Raw genomic sequence first — 21521 nt, 5'->3', positions numbered from 1 at the left:
CGATGACCGGCGGGTGCGTCGAGCCGCACGCTTCCTGGCATCCAAACCGAAAGGGAGGCCGCCGTGTACGCGTTGAGTGCAATCGCCGGAGGCGCCGCGACCCTGTTGTCCGCGGCGCTCGTGCAGTTCGCCGTCCAACCGTCCGTCCCGGACACGCAGTGGAGCTGTCCGTGGCCCAGCGACACCTTCGTCCTGGTCTGTGCGGTCTACGCCGTGCTCCACGCTCTGGTTCTCGTCGGCGTGTTCGGGTTCGCCAGCAGCGGCGCGGCGGGGACCAGCCGGGTCGCCCGCACCGGTGGCGCGCTGGCGGTCATCGGCACGGGTGTGCTCCTGGTCGCCGAACTGGCGTCGATCCCGTTCCGCGCGGAGGCCCTCGACGCCACCGGTCCGTCGCTCGTCGGTGCGTTGTTCGGCCTGGGCACCCTCCTGATCGGGGTCGGATTCCTGATGGCGGGCGTGACGACGTTGCGCGCCGGGGTGTGGCAGGGCTGGCGCCGGTACGTCCCGCTGGCGGCCGGTGTCTGGACGACCGTTCTGGTCGGGCTCGCCGCCACCGGTGGACTCACCGTCGGTGTGGGTGTCTACGGCCTGTGCATGCTGCTGCTGGGCGTGGCGATGCGCACTCCCGTCCCGGCCACCACGGCCCGGATCGCGGCCTGAAGCACGTCGGCCTACCCCACGGCCGCCAGGTCCATGCGCAGGAACTCCTTGATGCGCAAGGACTTCGGCGGCCGCTTCACATCGTCGGCCAAAGCCTGGAACGCTTCCTCCTCACCGACGACCCTGGGCGCGGTCAGGTCCACGTTCTCCCCGTCGACCCACAGCCGCGCCTTCCCGGCCGCCAGCACGTTGCGCACCCAGTCCGACCTCGATCCGTAGACCAGGATGAACAGGTAGCCGCCCTCGACCGGATGCGCGTCCATCGGCGTCCGGTAGGTCGTGCCGGAGCTGCGGCCCACGTGGGTGAGCACCGGATACTTGTCGTTCTTGATCGCCCACGGGTTGAACACCCGCTTGTTGACGTGGCCCAACCATCTCGGCATCGGCATGTCGATCTCCTCCCTTACACCCGTAAGGCTGACTTACGACTGTAAGGTTGTCAACGTGGCGCGGGAATCACTCAGCAGGGACCGGGTGCTGGCGGCGGCGATCCGGGTCGCGGACCGCGGCGGCGTCGAGGCGATCTCGATGCGCCGGGTGGCGCAGGAGCTGAACGTCGAAGCGATGTCGCTCTACCACCACGTGCCGAACAAGGACGCGATCCTCGACGGCGTGGTGGACGCGGTGTTCGTGTTGATCGACCTGCCCCCTGCCGGGTGCGCCGACTGGCGTGACGCGATCCGGGCGCGGGCCGGCGCCGCACGGGAGGTGTTGTCGCACCACAGCTGGGCGCTCGGGCTCATGGACTCCAGGCGCAACCCGGGCCCGGCGACGTTGCGGCACCACAACGCCGTTCTCGGCGTGTTGCGGCAGGCGGGGTTCTCTGTGGCGCTGGCCGTGCACGCCGTGTCGCTCATCGACAGTTACATCTACGGGTTCGTGCTTCAGGAGGCGAGCCTGCCTGCCGACGACATGCAGCAGATGGCCGGCGAGATCGCCGAGCACGCGGACGCGTTGCCACATCTGAAGGAAGTCGCCGAGCACACCCAGAAGGCCGGCTACTCCCCCGCGGACGACTTCCGCTTCGGCCTCGACCTGATCCTGGACGCATTGGAAGATCGCCGGTCTGTAGCGTGCGCGCGTGGAGATGACTGACGACCGCGCCTTCCCCGCCGCGCTGGCCGCTCTCAGCGGCATCGAGTTCCCCTGGGACTACGACGAGAAGACCGAGGAACCGAACCCCGGCAACATCGACTACGAGCCCTACCAGGAGTTCGACTCCGCCGAGGAGACCACGTCCTGGATCAGGAGCTGGACCGGCAACAAGGAGCTCGGCGGCGACGCGTTCCGGATCTTCGGGCAGGACGGCACCGGTGGCCTTGCGGCGCTCTGGCTGGTCCGTCCGGGCCAGCCGCTCGTTTCGCAACCGGTGGCGTTCTTCGGGTCCGAGGGCGAGGTCGGGATGGTGGCGACGAACCTGGGTGAGTTCCTGTGGCTGCTGGCCGGCGGTGTCGGGCCGCAGGAGGCCGTCGAGTTCGAGTCCGACAGCGGGGTGCAGCACGACGAACTTCGCGCCGTCGCGGAGAAGTACTCCGGTGTCGAACCGCGCACGCCCGCCGAGGTGCTGGCGGCGGCGCGCGCCGAGTTCCCGGACTTCACGGAGACCGTCCAGTCCTGGTGCCGCTAGAGCGCGTTCGGGGAACCGGTCCTCGTTCCGGTTCCCCGATGGTCTATACCACTTGGTGAAGCCCGGGTTACGCTCGCGCAACCTGTTGTGCCCCAAGGTGAACAGGACCTCGTCCCCCGGAGGTCTGAACCCCCATGAGAAAGCACCTCGCGGTCGCGATTCTCCTGGCCGCCGCCGTCGTCCCGACCGGCACCGCCGCCGCGGCCGACCCGATCTACAAGGACCCGACGCAGCCGATTCCCGCACGCGTGGCCGACCTGCTAGGTCGGATGTCGCTCGACGAGAAGGTCGGGCAGATGACGCAGGCCGAGCGCAACGCGGTCTCGAACGCCGACCTGACGAACTTCCGGATCGGCTCACTGCTGTCCGGCGGTGGTTCCGCGCCGTCGCCCAACAACGCCGGTTCGTGGGCGAACATGTACGACAACTTCCAGCGCGCGGCTCTCGCCACCCCGCTGGGCATCCCGATGATCTACGGCGTGGATGCCGTGCACGGCCACAACAACGTGGTCGGCGCGACGATCTTCCCGCACAACATCGGCCTCGGTGCGACCCGTGATCCTTCTCTGGTGCAACGGATCGGGCGCGCGACCGCGGAAGAGGTGTCGGGCACCGGCATCGACTGGGACTTCGCGCCGTGCCTGTGCGTCGCGCGGAACGACCGCTGGGGCCGCACCTACGAGTCGTTCGGTGAGACGCCGGAGAACGCGACGGCGATGACCACGATGGTCACCGGCCTGCAGGGCACTCGCCTGTCCGACCCCGGCTCGGTTCTGGCCACCGCCAAGCACTACATCGGCGACGGCGGCACGACCGACGGCGACGACCAGGGCAACACGCAGGTGAGCGAGGCCGAGCTCCGGGCGACCCACCTGCCACCGTTCCGCGAGGCGATCGCCCGCGGCGTCGGTTCGGTGATGATCACCTACAGCAGCTGGAACGGCACGAAGCTGCACGGCCACAGGTACCTGATCACCGACGTGCTGAAGAACGAGCTGGGCTTCAGCGGCCTGGTCGTCTCCGACTGGAACGCCATCGACCAGATCGACGGCCAGCCGGGCTTCACCGCCGCCGAGGTCCGCGCGTCGATCAACGCCGGCCTGGACATGATCATGGTCCCGACCGAGTGGCGCTCGTTCATCACGCTGCTCAAGGCCGAGGTGCAGGCGGGCCGCGTCCCGATGTCGCGCATCGACGACGCGAACCGGCGCATCCTGACCAAGAAGTTCGAGCTGGGCCTGTTCGAGAAGCCGCTGACCGACCGCTCCTACACCCCCACCGTCGGCAACGCGGCGCACCGGGCCCTGGCGCGTGAGGCCGTGCGCAAGTCGCAGGTGCTGCTGAAGAACCAGAACGGCGTGCTGCCGTTGCCGAAGACCGCTTCGAAGCTGTTCGTGGCCGGCAAGAGCGCCGACAACATCGGCTACCAGAGCGGCGGCTGGACCATCTCGTGGGGCGGCGGCAGCGGCCCGGTGACGCCGGGAACCACTGTCCTGCAAGGCATCCGCGCCGCCGCCCCGACCAGCACGGTGACCTACAACCGCAACGGCACCGGCATCGACGGCACCTACCAGGCCGCGATCGCGGTGATCGGCGAGACCCCCTACGTCGAAGGCGGCGGAGACCGGCCAGGTTCGATGGGCCTCGACAGCGAGGACCTGGCGACGCTGAACACCCTGCGCGCGTCCGGAGTCCCGGTCGTCGTGGTGCTCGTCTCCGGCCGCCCGCTGGACATCGCCGCCCAACTGCCGCAGTGGCACGCCCTGGTAGCCGCCTGGCTGCCGGGCACCGAGGGCAACGGCGTGGCGGACGTCCTGTTCGGCGACCACAAGCCGACCGGCACACTCCCGTTCACCTGGATGCAGAACGCCGGCCAGCAACCGATCAACGTAGGCGACGGCAAGGCCCCGCTGTTCGCCTACGGCTTCGGCGCACAGTTCCCGGCCACCCAGAACGCCTACGGCATCATCGGCGCCTCGTACTACGACGAACAGCGCGGCACGCAGGTCGAGCGGTGCACCGACTCGGGCTGCGGCCAGAACGTCGGCTACCTGACACCGGGCGACTACGTGGCCTACGCGGACGTCGACTTCGGCGCCACTCCCCCGACCTCGGTGACCACCCGCATCGCGTCCGGGTCGTCCGCGGGCGGCACGTTGCAGTACCGACTCGACAGCCCAACGGGCCCCCTGGTCGCATCGGTTTCCGCGGCGAGCACCGGCGGGTGGCAGACGTGGACGAGCCGGACCGCCGCGGCCAGTGGCGCCACCGGCGTGCACCGGCTGTACCTGGTGGCGACCGGCGGCACGGGTGGCGACCTGGCGAACGTGAACTGGTTCCAGTTCGCCCGCTAATCGTTCGCTGAACGGGGTTCCGGGCGGGAGCCCCGTTCAGCGAACCTCTCCGACAGCTCCCACAACTCCAGTGCGTGGGCGTCTGTCGCAACAGGACGCAACTTCTCCGCTGTCGGCGCACCCCGGCGACCCGGCCCGATCATGGTCGCCGGCGGTGCGTCTTCTCCGGTGGCGGCGTACAGCAACGGCAGCGCGCCTTCCTCCGCGGACCGCCCGGCGATCCGCGTCACGGCCGTCCCCAGCACCGCCTGCAACCGCGAACTGTTCTTGCCCTGCATGGGAGTCCTGGCCATGCCGGGATGCGCGAGGAAACTCCGCACCGGCGAACCCTCAGCTCCGAGCCGCCGCTGCAGTTCCAGTCCGAAAAGGACGTTCGCCAACTTCGAGTCGGCGTACGCACGGGTGTGGGAGTACCGCTTGCTCCTGTCGCCGAACTTCCCGTACCGGTACATGTACGACGACACCGTCACGACGCGCGGCTCGTCCCCCTTGGCCAGCAGCGGCAGCAACAACCCGGTGAGCACGAAGTGCCCGAGGTGGTTGGTCGCGAAGTGGCTCTCGTGCCCCTGCGGGCTCAACCTGAACGGCTGCCCCGCCACCCCAGCGTTGTTGACCAGCAGGTCCACCTCGTCGATGCCGGCGGCGAAGGCTCGCACGGAGTCGAGGTCCATGAGGTCCAGCCTGCGCACCTCGGCGTCGAGCCCGGCCCGCTCGGCCTTCACGGTGTCGCGGACCGCGATGATCACCCTCGCACCACGCCTGGCCAGCTCGGTCGCGACGACGAGGCCGAGCCCGCTGCCGCCGCCCGTGACCACGGCGGTCCGCCCGGTCTGGTCGGGGATCCGGTCATGAGTCCAGCTCAAGGCACGCCTCCACGGTGTCGTCAACCGGATAGTACATCCACTTTGACGGAAGGGGCCGAACCGCTGGTACCACTACCCCGCGTTCTTGGCGGACCGCCCAGCGGAACATCCGTCCACTTGCGAGCACCTCACCCCGCGGTCCCTGGCTAACGTCCGCTTGTGCCGCTCGCCAACCTCGAGATCGCCTCGCTCGACTCACTCGACAACCCGCGCACACGCGCCCGCGCAGCCGAACTGACCCGCGTCGGCGGCGTGGAGCTGCAGCCTGCCGAGACCTACGAGGCGAGCGACCCCAGCGGGTTCATCGTCGTGACGGCCAACAGGGCCAGGATGGTCGTCAACGTGCGGATCCGGTCGCACTGGATCGAGCACATCCGGCCGGAAGCGTTCACTGCGGCGCTCTACAACACTTATGTGACAGCGATCCAACGTGCGTTCACGGTCGAGCTCGCTCGTCCTCAGGCAGGCCCGCCAAGCCCGCTTGCCGCCACGTACGACGATCCCGCGGACATGTCGTTCGACGAGTGGACGGCCAAGGCCGAGGCGCGGCTCAACGCCGTGGACGACGTGCGCGACGCCGTCCGCCGCGCTCAGCCGACGGCTCCGCACCAGGCGATCACGGAGATCCGCAGCCCCCTCGGCTACCTCACCACGCGCCTGCGGGCCGGCGCCCCGATCGCGATCACCGCCGATCCGCACGTGCTGCGCAACCCGTCGGAAACCGTGCTGTCCCAGGAGATCCAGCAGATGTTCGTCCGGGCCGGCCTCGGGATCGCGACCGGGGAACGGCCGACTCCCGCACGACCGCGCGGCGGCGGTGACGAGACGGACGACGACTACTTCTCGGCGGTCAACGTGTTCGACGACAGGGACTGAGATGAGCACCGACAAGCGTGAGTTCAAGGTCGTCACCCGGATGCTGCGGGCCGAGGCCGTGACGTGGCGCCAGCGCGCGGACAAGACCGAACCCGTCGTGCGAGCGGTACAGGGCGCCGGGCTGACGGAGCACGCCTTCGCCGTGGCCGACTTCAGCGTGCTCGGGATCGTGAACGCCGAGTCGCAAGCCGAGGTGTACGAGGACTTCCGCGCCTTCATGGAACAACTCGTGCGGGGCGCGCACACCGAGTTCGGTCAGATCGACACGACGCTGCGCAAGATCGCGGACGAGTACGACAGGACCGAGGACACGACCAAGCTCGACCTCGACAAGTTCTACCACCGGTAGGAGTGCAGCCCCGCATGACCAGGTCCCAGGAACTCAACCGCAAACTGGACCGCGCCTTCGACGGCCTCGAGAAGAACCTCCGCGAGAGCGTCGAGAAGTTCAACGCCGCGGTCGACCACGTCACCGGCTGGGGGCCGTTGCTGGGCCCCGGCGCGGTTCTGTTCATGCACCACGAACTGCAGCGGATCAAGACCGCGCTGAAGAAGCTGGTGCAACTCGTCACCACCGCCCTGGAGCACTACACACCGGTCGTGTCGCTGCTGGTGCAGTCGTTCAACTGGGTCCACCACGTGCAGACCCCCATGCAGAACCTCGCGTACCTCAAGTCCGAGAGCCACCTCGCCTACGAGTGGGAGGGCAAGGCCTCCTCCGCCTACCAGGACAAAGCCTCCGCGCAGAACGACGCGATCGCGGTCGTCGCGGCCAAGGCGCTGGAGGCCAGCAACTGGCTGACGACCATCGCCCAGCGCAACGTCGACTACATGACCTCACTGGCCACGATGGCGGTCGACTTCTTGAACGCCCTCGTCAAGGCCTCGATCGAGGGAGTCGCGGTGTTCACGCTGCCGCTCGCCGTGAAGGACCTCGCGGACGCGATCGGTGACCTGACCGGAAAGCAGCTGACGGCGATGGTGCAGATCGGCAAGCGGATGGTGGACGCGTTCGCCGACACCCAGAAGCTCGCGAGCATCATGAGCGACATGAAGCTGCCGGGCGGACGGTGGCCGCAGGCGGTCAGCGGCTGAGCCGTCACGGAACCACGTAGGAGGCGATCGGCATCGACTCACCTGCGCACTTGCCCTCGGGGCAAACTCGGTAGTGGAGCGTCAGCTTGTCACCGGCCTGGCAACCGACCAGGCTGCTGGTCCACGTGACCGTGCCGTCGTCGGCAGGCTCAACCATCGCATGTTGCACCGGCCCGGACTCACCTTGCCGTTCGCGAACCGCCGACACCTCCAGCTGCGACCCGGCGGGAACGGCGTAGGCGCGCAGAGTCTGTTTGTGCACGCCGTCCACCTCGGTGTGTGCGATCGCGCCGCTCACCCGTGCCTGCTCAGACTTGCTACCGAGCGCCAACCTGGCCACCTCTTGGAACTGGGAGCACGTTGAATCTCTCGTGATGTCGCATTGCTCCACAACGAGCTTCTCCCATCCAGTTGCGGTCGCTGGAAATGTCACGGTCTCATCGATAGCTCCCGCCCCATCGGGCGTGAGCACAACACTGCCAATCTCGACTCTATGGTCGTCCACCCTGGTACCGACGAGCGTGAGCCGCAGCTTGTCATCGCCTCTCCGCGCCGCCTTCACCTTGAGCGTCACCTTCGGCGCATCACCGTTGTGAACCTCGATCCCGACCTGCGGCCGGACATCCGGCCCCTTCGACATCACCGCGATCTTCGTGACTCCGTACAAACCCATCGAGGTCGCCGCCACACCAAAGCACAGAATCGCTGCGATCAAAGGGATCTCCCATCCTTTGTCCGCGCATACCAACGCCAGTACAACACCACCCACAACGAGAGCAACAACAAGGTCCTGGATGGCTGCACGGGCATCCTTGACACCCAGGTCGGTCAATATCCACAACGTGAAGAAGCCCAACACGCCTATTGCGACCACAAGCCAAAACGCCTTCATCGGCCGGACCGTGTCTTCCTTGGTCTTCTCGGGCAAGAAGGCCGCAAGGATTCCACACAAGAGACCGAGACCGATCAAACAGAAGACGTACAAGCCCTGCGCAGGTTCCGCCTGAATAATGCGATCCAGGGTACCATCCTTGATCCCGAAGAAGGCCAGAATTGCCGTCAGGCCGGCGAATCCCGCCGCCACGAAGGTGGACGCCTTCGACAGGTCACTGCGCGGGGCCGGATCGGCAGCAGGAGGTGGGGAGAGTAGCTCCCGCAGCCAATTCGCTGCATTCGTGATCCATTGTGGAGCAGCCATGGTGAGGCCTCCTGTCGTGCGGCCAAGCAAGCCTGCAGCTCAGGTGTGACCTGGGAATCGCAGCGATATCCCGCGCGGTTACCGGCTACTCAGAACGTTGCCAATTCGTCATGCGCCGACGCACACGAACCCGTTAGGCCGATCGAGTGACTGCTGGGCCTCGGCCAACGCCTCGGCAGGCGACAGGCCGCCCCGCAACCGCCGATGCAGAGCGATCATCAGCTCCTTGGTCTCCGCGTCCGGCACCGGCACAACGGAGGCGATCAACTGGGACACGCCACGTTCGAGAAACGTCGCGGCGAGCCCCAGGAGTTCGTTACCAGACACCACAACCGACCGCCCCACATCGCACGCGGCCATGATCACGGTCTCCGGCACCTGTTCGAGCCGCTGCACGTCGTAAACGACCAACGGACCGTCGTGCAAAGCCAGCGCGGAGAACAACGGGTTGTCCGGGTTGAGCTTGCCGTGCGCGGCGAGATGAACGGTGCTCGCCGTGGCCAACGCCTTCAGCACGTCGTCGACCGTCGCGTCCGGCGGACTGGTGATGTCGTGGATCTCCGCCACGGCCTGGGCCTCCTCAAGAGCACCAGGAAGCCCGGGACCGCTCAACGCCGCGAACGTCCGAGGTCGAGAAACCCGAGTCGCGGCGGCGTGCCACAAAGTCGCGGAAGGTGAGACGACGACCGGTTTTCCGGCGCACGAAGGCAAAACAGACCACGGCACGTCGTGCAGCACGCCCGTCGGCACGACGACCAGCGGGCGATCACAGTCAGGCAGCAGCAGAGCGTCCAGCTGAGCAGCCGTCGAACGCAGGAACGCGAGGACGTCCGGGCGCGGACGACGAGCCAGGTGGCGCAGAGCGAACGGCACGCGTTCCAGCAATGCAGCGACAGAACGCACCGAGCCAACGGTCCGCAGCGACAGACGGCCGTCGGCAACCGAGAGCGCGAGCAACGACCCGTCGACCTCGATGAACTCGACCAGCATCCGGTCGCCGAGATCCAACGACGAAGGCCGGACGGGTGAGGCCGGATCGCCGGCCACACCGCGGAGCTGACGGCTGCGGTTCTTGATCTGCCGTTCCAGGTCCACCAGGCGGTGTTCGAGGCGCGCGACAGCCGCACCGGAGGCGCCGGAGAGCTCCAGTGCGGTGGAACGCAGCTGCGGCAACAAAGCGGCGAGCTCCGGATCGTCCGGCGGGCGCACGGGACGGTGCAGCAGGCAACGCCCACGCTCGGCCCACTCGAAGACGTCCGCCGGCCGACCCGAATCCAAAGCGATGCGCAGGCCCAGGGAGGCGAGGTCGGCGCGATGGGTGGCGGCGTGAGCGCGGAGGTCGCTGGCGACGAAAGAAGCGTGGTTCTCGTCGAGAATCCGCAGACCGCGGCGAACAGCGGCAAGAGCGGAACCCGAGCCCGTGTGAGAACGCAGCAGGGCCTCGGCGTACCAGCCACGAGCCCGCAACGAGGCCGGGCCGCGTGACCGAGCGCGGCTGGCCAGCTCCAGGAAGGCGACAGCACGCGCGGGCTGTCTTCGGCGCTGAGCCACGGCGGCCAGGTCCAGATGGGCTTGAACCGCGGCGGGACGGCCGTGCAGCAGAGTCACCATGAGATCCAGATCGGCATCCCGGACCCGGCACGGCGCCCCGGAGCTCAACGCGGCACGCACCACCACAGCGCGGGCCTGAGCGGCGTGGTGATCACGTCCCTGCCGCACGAACTGGCGCAAGGCGGCACGGGCGTGCGAAGCGGCAGCGGTCCAGTCGGCGGCGAGCAAGGACGCGTCGGCCAGCATGAGCCGGGCCTGCGGAACCGCCAGCGAGCGCTTCTCGCGGCGGTACGCCGCGAGAGCCTGTGAGGCGTGGTCGAGGGCTTCACCGACCAACCCGACCGACAACAGCAGCGAAGCGCGGTCCTCCAGCACCGGGGCGAGCTGGCCGCCGTTGCGGGAGATGATCTCCTCGGCGCGGTCCAGGTGAGCCAGGGCGGCCGGCACGTCGCCGCGCTGGCTCTCCGCGAAGCCGAGGTTCTCGGCGATGATCCCGACCACCAGGTCACGGCCCTGCGCGCGGGCGATGCCGTCAGCCTCCTGCAGGTCGCGGACGGCTGCGGCGAAGTTGTGCCGTTCGGCCTGCAGGATGCCGCGGTTCATGAGCACTCGCTGCAGCGACAACCGGTCGGTGCCGCGGCGCAGCGAGCGCTCGGCGGACTGGTAGTCCTGGAAGGCCTCGTCGAGCCGGCCCAGGTGGTAGAGGATCACCGCTCGCTGGGCCCGAGCGCGTGCGCCGAGCACCGGAATCGCCCGGTCCACCTCGCGCAGGGCCGAAGCCGCACGGCCACGTTGCACCAAGGCGTACGCGAGCTTCATCCGGCTTTCGGCCGCCGCGGCGCCGGACCCCAGCCGGACCGCGCGCCGCAGGTGCGTGACGGCCTCGTCGATCTGGCCGCATTGGGCCAGTGCGTGCCCCCAGGCCTGCTCCGCGAGTGCGGCTGCTTCACCGCGAGCCTCCCGCGCCACGGCAGCGGCCGCAGGGATCGCGCGGGCCGGGTCGACGTCGGCCAGGCGCATCGCTTCGCGCGCCGCGTGTAACGCGGCCCCCTCCAACATGATGACCAATGTGCACGGCGACAACCATCTGCGCCAGGTATCACCGGCGGGGGCGCGGGCATCGGTTCAGCGGAATCTCACGCAGGAGAGGCTGACATGACCACAGACGAGGGCTTGTGCCCCACAACGTCCGAACCCGGCGAGCTGGTGGTGGACACGACCCAGCTCGACATGGTGAAGCAGGGGCTGGCGGAGCTCAACATCGGGATCACGAAGACCGACCCCGTCCCCGCGTTCGACCTCGCCCTGCTCACGCTCGAGCACCGCGAGCTCGGCGCGTTCGGGAGCCCGGTCGCCGACGTCGGCCCAGTGCTCGGTGAGCTGCGGGCCCGGTTCGCCGGGCGGTGCGGTGGCTGGACGCCCTTCCTGGGCAAGAACCGGAAGATGACCAGCCAGTTCGGCGCCTACCCGCAGACCCAGAGCATGAGCTTCTGGGACCCCGACCACGTCGAGCAGACCGAGTCGATCTTCCAGGGCGACGCCGGCGCCGGCGTGCGGATCGGCCTGCTCGACACCAAGATCTACGACCACGAGCACCTCAAGAGCGTCGACCTCCGCACGCCCGATCACGAACGATTCACCAAGCCCGCCAACAAGCTGCAGTTCAACTTCGAGGAGGGCCACGGCGTGTTCGCCGCCGGGCTGATCCTCCGGCAGGCACCCAGGGCCACCCTCGTCGCACGACACGCGCTCGACTCCGACGGCAAGGCCTCCGCCTGGGATTTCGTGAAGAAGCTCGCCGAGTTCCTCGAAGACTCCGAGCGGGTCAGCCTGATCGTGCTCGCGAGCGGATGCCGCACCTACGACGGCCAGCCGCCGCTGGTCCTGCGCAGGGCGATCGAGCGGCTCAGCCCGCACATCATGATCGTCGCGGCCGCCGGCAACCACGGCGCCGTGCCCGGCATGGCGCCGGAAAGCCAGATCACCAGGAGGTCGGCGACCTGGCCCGCCGCACTACCCGGCGTCGTCGCGGTCAGCGTGAACGAAGCCGAGTACAGCCCGGACCTGCCGTGGGTCACCACCACCATCGCCGAGTCCGAACCCGAGGCGTTCCTCAGCACGTACCTCAAGGCCGAGAAGGTCGCGATGAAGATGCCCTCCCGCACGATCGACTTCCCCGCGGGCTACGCCCGGTGGAGGGGCACGTCGTGTGCCGCCGCGTACCTCGGCGGCAAGATCGCGGCCGGGATGGCCACCGGCCGGACCGCCGCGCAGGCGCTGAAAGACTTGCAACAGGCGGGCACCGCGCAGGTGTTCTCGTGGCAGCTGGGCAAGTCCTGACGCCGCTGCCACTGCGGGACTGGAGGCACGGTGTCGGGGCCGCGCCTCCAGGCCCACACCGCGAGCACCAAGCCGTACAGACTGACCAGGCCTAACATGGAGGCATGGGTACCACCGCCCTGGAGCTGACCGACGAGGAGCTCGTCCTCCTCCGGCACGCCGTGCGCCACTACCTCTCGGATTTCGGTCACGAGGAGGCCGACATCCTGCGGAAGGCCCGCGCGCTGCTCAACAAGCTCCCGGAACCGGTTCGCAAATAGGCCGGTCCACCTGGCTCGCCGGGCTCCCCCGGCGAGCGATGAAGCACGCACCAGACCAGGAACGCCAGCGCGAGCCACGTGTAGGTGTTGCCGATCAGGTGCTGCCACCACGTCCACGCGAGCTCCTTGTCCTTGTCGGTGGGCATCAACCACTGCGGGCCGACCAAGAACACCACCGCGACCGCGATCCGCACCCGGCCTCGCAGCACCACCAGCGCGAGTGCGATCCACGCCCAGTGGTGCGACCAGGACACCGGTGAGATCAGCAACCCCGCCGCCGCGACCGCCAGCACCGCGGTGAGGTCGTCCCGCAGCCTCGGCAACGCGAAGACGGTCATGGCCAGCACGATCAGGCAGAGCACCATCCACACGGACTCCGGCGCGCCCAGCCGGAACAGCAGTCCGCGCAACGACTGGTTGGCGGTGTAGGCGAGACCGCCGACGCGTTCCGGATCGAACATCGCGTGGAACCAGAACTGCTTCGACTGGCTCGGCGCCAGCGCCCAGCCGACCGCACCGGCACCGGCGAAGGTGCCGACGGCGGTCAACGCGGGCCTCCATCGCTTACGCGCCAGGAAGAACAGCACGAAGATCGCCGGCGTCAGCTTGATCGCGGCGGCGAGGCCGACGAGCATTCCGCGCGGCCACGGCGTGCGCGGCAGCAGGCAGTCCGCCGCCACGAGACCGATCAGGATCATGTTGATCTGGCCGAGGTTGAGGCCGGCGCGCAGTGGTTCGAGGACCAGGCACAGCGCGGCCAGGCCGAAACCCGCCCACGGCACAGTGCTTCCACGTGCCGCCAGGTGACACGCGGCTGTGAACAGCGCGATGCCGGCTGCGGTGAACAGCACGGCGACCAACGGCAACGGCAGTGGCGAGAGGCCGCTGAACAACATCGCCGCGAACGGCGGGTAGGTGAACTTCAACCCGATGGGGGCGTGGAAGTCCGCGCCGTAAAGGTCCACACCGGACCGCCACGCCTCGCCACCCGCGAGGTAGACCCGCAGGTCCAGGACGCCGGGGTGGAAGCCGCGCACGCACACCCAGATCAGCACCCCGGCCGTGACCACGACCCAGACGCGCCGAAGATCGAACCGCGTCACGAGGGCGTTCATCGCACCACCGCCGTGCGTCGTTCAACGGCCAGCACACCCGCCGCGAGCGGCCACCCCACCTGATCCAGCACCGATCGCCCTTTCGTCCACCAGTCCGATGTGGACGATACTGCTGGTGAACGGGGTACTTCCGGATCAGCCCGAGGGTCGGAAGATCATGGCCGTTCAGCCGCCGACCGGAACCGGGTCAGCCGTTCGGCCGAGGTCAACCGGCCACCACGTGGGCACGGAACGCCCACGCGACGATCTCGACGCGGTTGCGCGCACCGATCTTGGCCTGCACGGAAGCCAGATACGCCTTCACGGACGACACCGAGACCTCCAACGCCCCCGCGATCTCACCGTTGCTGAGCCCCTGCGAGACCTGTCGCACGACGTCCAGCTCCCGCGGGGTCAGCATCTCGGCGTCACCGTTCGCGACCGGCGGCACCGAACGCCGCAACACGCGCAAAACCACCTGCGGCGACACCAGAACGTCACCCCGTGCGGCCGACCGCACCGCCTCGGCCAGCAGACCAGGACTCGCGTCCTTGGTGAGGAACCCGCACGCGCCAAGGTCCAGCGCGTTGTTCAACACCTCGTCGCTGTCGAACGTCGTCACCACGACAACGCGCGTGTGCGGCGCGAGTTGCCGGGTGACCTCCAAGCCGTCCAACCCCGGCATCCGAACGTCGACCAGGCACACGTCCGGCACGAGTTCGCGCGCCCGCTGGACCGCGGTGAGCCCGTCCGCCACGTCGGCAACCACGGAGATGTCCGGCTGTGCCTCAAGAATCAACCGGAACCCGGCCCGGACCATGTCCTGGTCCTCCGCGACGAGCACGGTGATCACACCCGCACCTCCAGCGGCAGCCCGGCCGTGACCAGCCAGCCCTCCCCCGTGGCGCCCGCGAAGAACCGCCCGCCCAGCTCACTCACCCGCTCCCGCATGCCCACCGGCCCGAACCCACCGGAGTGCGCGGGCCGGATGCTCGTGCGCACCGGCGACCCGGACTTCTCGGCCAGCGCGTGCAGGTCGGCGGTGAGATCGCTCGTCGCGGCCGCCAACGCCGCCCGCGACCTGTCCTGCGTCCGCAGCATCGACCCCGCGCCCTCAGCGGCCCACGCCAACGGGTGCTGGAGAACCGTCGGCGCGGCGACACCGAAACCGCCGCCCAGTCCGAACGCCCGCTGAAACCCGCTCTGCAGGCCGGTGATCAGGACTACGACCAGGCACGCCACCGCCACGAGCATCAAACCGACCTGCGACCACCTGCGATGTTCCCGCACAGCGGGGCATCGTACGAACCCGGCCAGCTGGGCGGCTTCCGCCTTCCGGCCGAGCCGGACGGCCATCCGGTCACCCCGCGGACCCGATCGCCTCGTCGAGGATGCTCAGCCCGAGCGCCAGTTCCTCCTCGGACGCCGTCAAAGGCGGTGCGATCCGGAACACCCCGCCCATGCCCGGGATCTGCACGATGTTCATGTGCAGCCCGAGGTCCAGGCACTTCTGGGTGATCGGGGCGCTCAGCGACTCGTCGGCGATCTCCAGCCCGACCAGCAGCCCACGCCCGCGCACGTCGGACACCAGTGAGTGCCGAGCCGCGATGTCGTCCAACCCGTTGCGCAGGAACGCTCCGAGCTTTGAGGCACGCTCGTCCAGCCGTTCCTCGACCAGCACGTCCAGCACGGTGTTGCCGACCGCAGCCACCAGCGGGTCCGACACGTGCGTCGTGAAGAACAGGTAGTTGCGAGAGAAGGCCTCTTCCTCGATCTCGGCCGAGGTGATCACCGCGGCCAAAGGCAACCCGGCGCCCAGGGTCTTGGACAACGTCAGGATGTCCGGCACCACGCCGTCGCGCTCGAACGCGTACCAGGTTCCCGTGCGGCACAACCCGGTCTGAGCCTCGTCCAGGATCAGCAACATCCCGCGCTCACGGCACTTCTGTTGCAACGCGGCGAAGTAGCCCAGCGGCGGTTCCAGGATGCCGCCCGAGCTCAGGATCGGCTCCACGATGCACGCGGCCAAGGACCCCACGGACTGCGCGTCGATCAGGTCGAACGCCAGGTCCAGCTGCGCCTGCCAGTCATCGGACGGTGCTGGGATCGCGAAGTTGCCCGGTGTCGCCGGCCCGTACCCCTTGCGGCCGGCGCTGTAGGTGGCGGCTGCGGCGGCCGCGGTCATGCCGTGCCACGAGCGGGCGAACGCCACCACCTCGTGCTTGCTGGTCACGAGCTTGGCCATGCGCAGCGCGGCCTCGTTCGACTCGGCGCCGGTGGTCAGCAGCTGCACCTTCGACAACGACGGTGGCAACGTCTCGGCGAGCCTGCGCGCCAGGTCCACGACCGGACGGCTGAGCATGCCGCTGAACAGGTGGTCCAGGTTCGCGATCTGCCGCTGCACGGTCGAGACGATCCGCGGGTGCGAGTGGCCGAGGATCGCGCTCATCTGCCCGGACGTGAAGTCCAGGATCCGGCGGCCGTCCTCGGTGAACAGGAAGCTGCCCGCCGCGCTGTCGATGATCTCCCGCGTGAACGTGCCGCCGTAGCGGACGAGGTGGCGGTCGACGTCCTCCCAGAAGGTCTCCATGCCCTGAAACGCTACGAGCGGGTGAGCGTCGGGTCCATCTCACAATTCCACGTTCGCTGTTCGGAAATACTGAACAGCATGACGCTGAACCCGTGGCGCCTGCGCCTGCTCAGCCAGCTCGACGCGCTGGGCACGGTCCGGGCGGTGGCACAGGCCGCGAACCTGAGTGCTTCGAGCGTGTCGCAGCAGCTCGCGGTGCTCGAAGCCGAGACGCGCACGCAGCTGCTCGAACGCACCGGGCGGCGGGTGCGGCTGACGTCAGCCGGGCTGATCCTGGCGCGGCGGGCGCGGTCGATCCTCGACCAGATGGAGGCGGTGGAGGCCGAGCTGCGCGGCCTCAGCCAGGAGCCGTCCGGACGGGTCCGGCTCGGCGCGTTCCAGAGCGCGATCCACATGCTGGCCGTGCCCGCGCTGCAGCAGCTCGACCACCCCCACCTGCACGTGGAACTGGTCGAGCTGGAACCCCACGCGAGCATGCCCGCGCTGCTGGCGGGCGAGGTCGACGTGATCATCACGACCACGGACTTCGTCGGGCTCCCGGTGCCGTCCGACATCGACGTCGTGCCGCTCGGGCAGGACCCGATCGTGCTGCTCACTCCACCCGGACAGCCCAAGACCGACCTCGCGGCGTGCAAGGACGAGCCCTGGGCGTTCGACATCCCCGGCTCGTACATGGCGAACCTGGCCACGCGGCTGTGCCGGCAAGCGGGCTTCGAGCCGCGGGTGATCGGCCGGTTCAGCAACTACATGCTCACGCTCAAGCACGTCGAGGCCGGGCTGGCGGTCGCGATCCTGCCGGCGATGGCCGTCGACCCCCGGTTCGACGTACTCACAAAAGAGCTGCCGGAGACCCGCCGGATCACCGCTGCGGTGCGCCGGGACTCGCGCGCCGCGATCACCGTGGTGCTTGATGCCCTGCATACTCGGTCGCAGTCGGACGAGAGGTGATCACTTGAGCAAGCGCGTGACGATCAACGACGTCGCAGAGGCCGCCGGGGTCTCACGGCAGACGGTGTCACGTGCGCTCAACGACAAGGGCGAGATCGACGGCAGCACCAAGCAGCGCGTCCTGGACGCCGCGCGCGACCTCGGCTATCGGCCGAGCCGGTTCGCCCGCGGGCTGGTGCGCCAGGACAGCACCACGATCGGGCTCGTCATCCCCGACCTGCTCAACCCGTTCTTCACCGAGGTCGCCGCCGGAGCGCTGGAGGCCGCGCGCGCCCGCGGCTGGCACGTGATCGTTTACGACACCGCCGACAGCATCGACGAGGAGCGCGGCACGCTGGAGGTCGTGGTGGCCCAGGTGGACGCCGTGGTCGGGTACTTCAGCCTGGACGAGGCCGAGCTCGACGGTCACCTCAAAGGCATCCCGGCCGTGCTGATCGGGCGCGAGCACAGCACGCCGCGGTTCAGCTCGATCCGCGTCGAGGGCGCGACGGGTGTGCGCGAGGCCGTCGACCACCTCGTCACCCGAGGTCACCGGCAGATCGGCATGCTCGACCACGCGGGCCGTGCCGAACCGAGCATCCGCCGCACGTGGTTCGCCGACGCGATGACCGCGCACGGGCTGAACGCCGAGGCCGTCGGAAACGCCGTGCAGTCGGTCGACGGTGGCGCCGAAGCGTTGACGAACCTGTTGAGCGGCCATCCGGACCTGACCGCCGTGTTCACGTTCAACGACATCATCGCGATCGGCGCACTCCGGGCCGCGCGGCAGCTCGGCAGGGCCGTGCCCGCCGACCTCGCCGTGATCGGATTCGACGGACTCCAGCTCGGCACGGTGGTCCACCCCGCGCTGACCAGCGTCGCGCTCGACACGGCGCGGGTGGGTGCGCTCGCGATCGAACAGGCGGGCCGGCTGCTGGCCGGCGACACCCTGCCGGGAGAAGAACTGCAGGTCAACGCTGTTCTTCTAGTGCGCGAATCAGCCTGACCCTTGACACTTCCGATCCTTCTGCGCATGCTTCGCGGCAATCCGTGAACGTTCACGGGAGCGTTCACGGGCTCCTGGAGGGTCCCCGATGACGTTGACTCGACGCAGGTTTCTCGGCGGGCTGGCGGCCACGCTCGGCGCCACCGCGCTGGGGGCGTGCACCAGTCCCACCACGGCCAATCCCGGCCGCCTCACGCTCTGGTACTCCACGAACGGCGTGTCCGAGAAGGTGCTCGCCGAGGCCGTGCAGCGCTTCCCCGCGCAGAAGCTGACGCCGTCCAAGATCAGCGGCGAGCTGAACCAGCGGCTGCTCGCGGCCCTGTCCGGCGAGGCCTACCTGCCGGACATCACGATGCTCGGCGACGGCATCTCGACGTACTTCAGCGCCACCGACCGCTTCGCCGACCTCAACGCGCTGGGCGCCGCGCAGGACGAGCCGAAGTACCTGCCGTGGAAGTGGCAGGCGGGCCGCAGCCCGGACGGGTTCCAGCTCGGCTTCCCGATCGACATCGGGCCGGCCGCGCTGTACTACCGGCACGACCTGTTCGGTGAGGCCGGTCTGCCCACCGAGCCCGACGCGGTGTCCTCCGCACTGTCCACCTGGGACGACTACTTCGAGTTCGCCCAGCGGGTCAAGGAGAAGCTGCCCGGCCGGTACCTGATCACCGACACGAAGATGGTGTTCACGTACTCGCTCGCGCAGGAGAAGCAGAAGTACCTCGACCGGCAGAACCGCTACCTCGCGGACCAGTCGCAGGTGCGGCGCGCGTGGGACCGCGCGGTCAAGGCGTTCCAGCTGGGCCTCACCGCGGGGTACGCGGGTTCGGCCACCGGTGAGGGCATCGACCGGCTCGCGGCCTGGAACACCGGCAAGGAGATCGCGTTCGTCAACGCCTCCTGGATCACCGGCAACATCAAGCAGTCAGCGGCCGCCACGTCCGGGAGGTGGCGCGTGTGCCGGCCGCCGGGCGGTCCCGGCAACCAGGGCGGCTCGTTCCTCGCGATCACGAAGTACTGCCCCGATCCGCAGGGTGCGTACGACATCGTGAAGTGGGTGCTGTCACCGGAGAACCTGGCTGCCTCCTATGTGGAGCTCGGCCTGTTCCCGTCCAGCCCGGCCGCTTTCTCCGACCCGCGGGTGCTCGCGCCCGAGGAGTTCTTCGGCGGCCAGGTGACGATGGAGGTGTTCGGCAAGATCGCCGAGGAGGTCCAGCCCGTCTACTTCTCGCCGTACGACATCTCGATCAGCGACACCTACACCGACGAGCTCACGAACGTCGAGAGCGCGGGCAAGGACCCGGACCGCGCCTGGGAAGACGCCCAGACGGCCGTCGAGCGGCTGCTGCGCCGGCAGGGGGTGCTGTCATGAATCGCAGGTGGCGGTTCTTGCCGCAGTACCTGGCGATCGCGCCGTTCTTCGTGCTGTTCGCCGTGTTCGGGGTCTACCCGGTGGTCTACTCGCTGTGGCTGTCGCTGCAGCGGTGGAACGGCGTCAGCCCGATGAAGTTCGTGGGGCTGGAGAACTTCCGGTTCCTGCTCACCGACACCGCGTTCTGGGACGCGATCGGCAACACCCTGATCATCTGGGTGATGTCGACGATCCCGATGCTGATCCTGTCGATGCTCGTCGCGCTGGGCCTGAACTCCTCGGTGCGCCACAAGGGCGTGCTGCGGGTGGCGTACTTCCTGCCGAACGTCACGTCGATCGTGGCGATGTCTTTGGTGTTCGGGTCGTTCTTCTCCGCCGACTTCGGTGTTTTCAACTGGTTCCTGGGGATCGTCGGCGTCGATCCGGTGCAGTGGCTGAGCGATCCGTGGGCGATCAGGGTCGCGATCTCGTTGATGATCATCTGGCGCTGGACCGGCTACAACGCGATCATCCTGCTGGCCGGGCTGCAGGCGTTGCCGTCCGACGTCTTCGAGGCCGCGAAGCTCGACGGCGCCGGGCCGGTGCAGACGTTCTTCCGGGTCACGCTTCCGTTGCTGCGCCCGGTGTTGCTGTTCTCGGTCGTGATGTCCGCGATCGGCGGCCTGCAGATCTTCACCGAGTCGCAGATCCTGCTCGGCAACCGCGGCGGCCCCGAGGGCGCGGGCATGACGATGGTCCTCTACTTCTACAACACCGCCTTCGCCGACAACGACTTCGGTTACGGCGCCGCGATCGCGTGGGGCATCTTCGTCGTGGTCGTCCTCTTCTCGATCCTCAACTGGCGGCTCGTGCAACGCCCGCCCAAATTGAGGTCACAGCTGAACGGAGCGAGCAGGTGAGCCGCGCATTCACGTACCTCGCGCTGGTCGTCGGCGCGCTGATCACGTTGTTCCCGTACTACCAGCTCGCGGTGATGGCCTCGAACACCACCGGGACCATCTACTCGTCGCCGCCGAGCTTCTGGTTCGGCGGGCACCTCTTCGAGAACATCGGCGAGGTGTTCGCGAAGGTCGACTTCTTCGGTTCGGTGCTGAACACGCTGATCGTGGCGATCGCGACGACGTTGCTGGTGCTGTTCTTCGACTCGCTGGCCGCCTTCACGTTCGCCAAGTACGACTTCCCCGGCAGCAACGTGCTGTTCGGGATCCTGCTGGCGACGTTCGTGGTGCCGACGCAGCTCGCGGCGATCCCGCAGTTCAACCTGATGGCGGCGTTCGGGTGGGTCGGCGACCTGAAGGCCTTGATCATCCCGGCGGCGGCCAACGCGTTCGGCATCTTCTGGATGCGCCAGTACGCCCGCGGCGCGATTCCAGACGAGCTGCTGGAGGCCGCGCGGGTCGACGGCGCGGGCTTCTTCCGCACCTACCTGTCTGTCGGGCTGCCGGTGCTGCGACCTGCTTTGGCGTTCCTCGGGATCTTCACGTTCGTCAACACGTGGAACGACTACCTGTGGCCGCTGGTGGTGTTGATCGACTCGAACAACGTGACGCTGCAGGTCGCGTTGTCGCAGCTCAACGGCCTCTACATGCGTGACTACGCCGTCGTGATGGCCGGGACGCTGGTGGCGATCGTGCCGCTGGTGATCGTGTTCCTGTTCGGCGCACGCCACTTCATCCGCAACATCGCTGCTGGCGCTCTGAAAGGCTGAAGT

Annotated in this window: 21 protein-coding genes and 1 pseudogene; 14 read left to right on the top strand and 8 right to left on the bottom strand. The window is 68.4% G+C overall.

Features of this window, described 5'->3' with window-relative positions; translation table 11 throughout:
* Positions 1–63 precede the first annotated feature (63 nt).
* Positions 64–660 (top strand): hypothetical protein, encoded by a 597-nt coding sequence (locus LFM09_RS08360; protein ID WP_414095731.1) that lies wholly within the window; start codon positions 64–66, stop codon positions 658–660.
* Between the two features lie 11 nt (positions 661–671).
* Here the strand turns inward: LFM09_RS08360 and LFM09_RS08355 are convergent, their stop codons facing one another.
* Complete coding sequence (locus LFM09_RS08355) at positions 672–1049, bottom strand: nitroreductase family deazaflavin-dependent oxidoreductase (protein ID WP_414095730.1); 378 nt, start codon at positions 1047–1049, stop codon at positions 672–674.
* A gap of 55 nt (positions 1050–1104) precedes the next feature.
* On the opposite strand from LFM09_RS08355, the gene LFM09_RS08350 reads away from it, so the two are divergent.
* The 4 genes and pseudogenes from LFM09_RS08350 to LFM09_RS08335 all read left to right on the top strand — a co-directional run bounded on the left by LFM09_RS08350 (position 1105) and on the right by LFM09_RS08335 (position 4641).
* Positions 1105–1755: a TetR/AcrR family transcriptional regulator gene (locus tag LFM09_RS08350; protein ID WP_414095729.1), complete on the top strand. Its 651-nt coding sequence runs from the start codon at positions 1105–1107 to the stop codon at positions 1753–1755.
* On the top strand, positions 1742–2287 hold the full coding sequence (locus tag LFM09_RS08345) for an SMI1/KNR4 family protein (RefSeq protein ID WP_414095728.1): 546 nt from the start codon (positions 1742–1744) through the stop codon (positions 2285–2287). The genes LFM09_RS08350 and LFM09_RS08345 overlap by 14 nt, the downstream gene beginning before the upstream one ends.
* A 134-nt stretch (positions 2288–2421) precedes the next feature.
* Positions 2422–4227, top strand: a pseudogene (locus LFM09_RS08340) (glycoside hydrolase family 3 protein); the annotation flags it as partial.
* A gap of 24 nt (positions 4228–4251) precedes the next feature.
* Positions 4252–4641: a carbohydrate-binding protein gene (locus tag LFM09_RS08335; protein ID WP_414095978.1), complete on the top strand. Its 390-nt coding sequence runs from the start codon at positions 4252–4254 to the stop codon at positions 4639–4641.
* On the opposite strand, the gene LFM09_RS08330 is transcribed toward LFM09_RS08335, so the two are convergent.
* The gene (locus LFM09_RS08330) at positions 4638–5504 is read right to left on the bottom strand and encodes an SDR family NAD(P)-dependent oxidoreductase (protein ID WP_414095727.1); all 867 of its coding nucleotides are present in this window, start codon (positions 5502–5504) and stop codon (positions 4638–4640) included. The two genes, LFM09_RS08335 and LFM09_RS08330, sit on opposite strands and share 4 nt — an antisense overlap.
* 159 nt (positions 5505–5663) lie before the next feature.
* Between LFM09_RS08330 and LFM09_RS08325 the strand changes: the two genes are divergently transcribed.
* Genes LFM09_RS08325 through LFM09_RS08315 form a run of 3 tightly spaced genes read left to right on the top strand, consistent with a single transcriptional unit; the run spans position 5664 to position 7475 of the window.
* Positions 5664–6380: a hypothetical protein gene (locus LFM09_RS08325; protein WP_414095726.1), complete on the top strand. Its 717-nt coding sequence runs from the start codon at positions 5664–5666 to the stop codon at positions 6378–6380.
* Position 6381: 1 nt separating this feature from the next.
* Positions 6382–6729 (top strand): hypothetical protein, encoded by a 348-nt coding sequence (locus LFM09_RS08320; protein ID WP_414095725.1) that lies wholly within the window; start codon positions 6382–6384, stop codon positions 6727–6729.
* Between the two features lie 14 nt (positions 6730–6743).
* Positions 6744–7475, top strand: coding sequence for a hypothetical protein (locus LFM09_RS08315; protein WP_414095724.1), 732 nt, complete (start codon positions 6744–6746; stop codon positions 7473–7475).
* A 4-nt stretch (positions 7476–7479) separates the two neighbouring features.
* On the opposite strand, the gene LFM09_RS08310 is transcribed toward LFM09_RS08315, so the two are convergent.
* Both LFM09_RS08310 and LFM09_RS08305 read right to left on the bottom strand, forming a co-directional pair.
* Positions 7480–8673: a hypothetical protein gene (locus LFM09_RS08310; protein WP_414095723.1), complete on the bottom strand. Its 1194-nt coding sequence runs from the start codon at positions 8671–8673 to the stop codon at positions 7480–7482.
* A 108-nt stretch (positions 8674–8781) separates the two neighbouring features.
* Positions 8782–11283, bottom strand: a complete 2502-nt coding sequence (locus LFM09_RS08305; protein ID WP_414095722.1) for a CHAT domain-containing protein — start codon at positions 11281–11283, stop codon at positions 8782–8784.
* Positions 11284–11379: 96 nt separating this feature from the next.
* Here LFM09_RS08305 and LFM09_RS08300 point away from each other — a divergent pair, with 96 nt between their 5' ends.
* Positions 11380–12564, top strand: coding sequence for a S8/S53 family peptidase (locus LFM09_RS08300; RefSeq protein WP_414095721.1), 1185 nt, complete (start codon positions 11380–11382; stop codon positions 12562–12564).
* A 187-nt stretch (positions 12565–12751) separates the two neighbouring features.
* Here the strand turns inward: LFM09_RS08300 and LFM09_RS08295 are convergent, their stop codons facing one another.
* From LFM09_RS08295 to LFM09_RS08280, 4 genes are all read right to left on the bottom strand, one after another.
* Positions 12752–13939 carry a glycosyltransferase 87 family protein gene (locus LFM09_RS08295; RefSeq protein WP_414095720.1) on the bottom strand — a complete coding sequence of 396 codons (1188 nt, stop codon included), beginning with the start codon at positions 13937–13939 and terminating at the stop codon, positions 12752–12754.
* A gap of 205 nt (positions 13940–14144) precedes the next feature.
* Positions 14145–14771, bottom strand: a complete 627-nt coding sequence (locus LFM09_RS08290) for a response regulator (protein ID WP_414095719.1) — start codon at positions 14769–14771, stop codon at positions 14145–14147.
* Positions 14768–15274 (bottom strand): hypothetical protein, encoded by a 507-nt coding sequence (locus LFM09_RS08285; RefSeq protein ID WP_414095718.1) that lies wholly within the window; start codon positions 15272–15274, stop codon positions 14768–14770. The genes LFM09_RS08290 and LFM09_RS08285 overlap by 4 nt, the downstream gene beginning before the upstream one ends.
* Before the next feature lie 4 nt (positions 15275–15278).
* The gene (locus tag LFM09_RS08280) at positions 15279–16508 is read right to left on the bottom strand and encodes an aspartate aminotransferase family protein (protein WP_414095717.1); all 1230 of its coding nucleotides are present in this window, start codon (positions 16506–16508) and stop codon (positions 15279–15281) included.
* Positions 16509–16586: 78 nt separating this feature from the next.
* Between LFM09_RS08280 and LFM09_RS08275 the strand changes: the two genes are divergently transcribed.
* From LFM09_RS08275 to LFM09_RS08255, 5 genes are all read left to right on the top strand, one after another.
* Positions 16587–17456, top strand: a complete 870-nt coding sequence (locus tag LFM09_RS08275) for a LysR substrate-binding domain-containing protein (protein ID WP_414095716.1) — start codon at positions 16587–16589, stop codon at positions 17454–17456.
* Positions 17457–17460: 4 nt separating this feature from the next.
* Positions 17461–18441 (top strand): LacI family DNA-binding transcriptional regulator, encoded by a 981-nt coding sequence (locus LFM09_RS08270; RefSeq protein ID WP_414095715.1) that lies wholly within the window; start codon positions 17461–17463, stop codon positions 18439–18441.
* Between the two features lie 88 nt (positions 18442–18529).
* A complete protein-coding gene (locus LFM09_RS08265) occupies positions 18530–19810 on the top strand; it encodes an ABC transporter substrate-binding protein (RefSeq protein WP_414095714.1) in 1281 nt (426 codons plus the stop codon).
* Entirely contained in the window at positions 19807–20709 is a 903-nt protein-coding gene (locus LFM09_RS08260) for a carbohydrate ABC transporter permease (protein ID WP_414095713.1), read from the top strand. Before LFM09_RS08265 ends, LFM09_RS08260 begins: the two co-directional genes overlap by 4 nt.
* Positions 20706–21518 carry a carbohydrate ABC transporter permease gene (locus LFM09_RS08255; RefSeq protein WP_414095712.1) on the top strand — a complete coding sequence of 271 codons (813 nt, stop codon included), beginning with the start codon at positions 20706–20708 and terminating at the stop codon, positions 21516–21518. The genes LFM09_RS08260 and LFM09_RS08255 overlap by 4 nt, the downstream gene beginning before the upstream one ends.
* Positions 21519–21521 lie beyond the last annotated feature (3 nt).

Origin of the sequence: Lentzea alba (assembly GCF_047445655.1) — a bacterium.
Taxonomy (GTDB): Bacteria; Actinomycetota; Actinomycetes; order Mycobacteriales; family Pseudonocardiaceae; genus Lentzea; species Lentzea alba_A.
This window is presented reverse-complemented; position numbering and strand designations above follow the sequence as displayed.